The sequence below is a fragment of the Streptococcus danieliae genome, assembly GCF_009767945.1.
In the GTDB taxonomy this organism is placed as follows: domain Bacteria; phylum Bacillota; class Bacilli; order Lactobacillales; family Streptococcaceae; genus Streptococcus; species Streptococcus danieliae.
In genome coordinates this window covers 1-455 of the sequence record NZ_WSRS01000209.1, presented here as the reverse complement: position 1 = coordinate 455, position 455 = coordinate 1, and the positions used below count along the sequence as shown (strand labels likewise).

At 47.9% G+C, this 455-nt stretch carries 1 protein-coding gene; it reads right to left on the bottom strand.

What is annotated here, in order from left to right:
* On the bottom strand, positions 1–455 hold a 455-nt coding region (locus E5983_RS09485; protein ID WP_269148552.1), incomplete at both ends, for a Rib/alpha-like domain-containing protein.

Sequence of the window (455 nt, the reverse complement as noted above, 5' to 3'; positions counted from 1 at the left end):
GAACCATCTGGGTAGGTTACCACTACTGTAGCTGGTTTATCGCCTTCACCTGTCGTGTCTACTGGATCCTTGAAGGCTACCGTAGTACCTGCTGGAAGTTCAGACAGGTTGGCAATGGAATCTTCTGCCTTCGGTGTTGATCCTGGCTCAACTGTTTGATCCTTAGCGACTGGAGTGTTCTTATCTGCATCTGTTGCAGACTTAGATACCTTAACGGTCACTGGGACTTCTTCACTTGAACCATCTGGGTAGGTTACCACTACTGTAGCTGGTTTATCGCCTTCACTTGTCGTGTCTACTGGATCCTTGAAGGCTACCGTAGTACCTGCTGGAAGTTCAGACAGGTTGGCAATGGAATCTTCTGCCTTCGGTGTTGATCCTGGCTCAACTGTTTGATCCTTAGCGACTGGAGTGTTCTTATCTGCATCTGTTGCAGACTTAGATACCTTAACGGT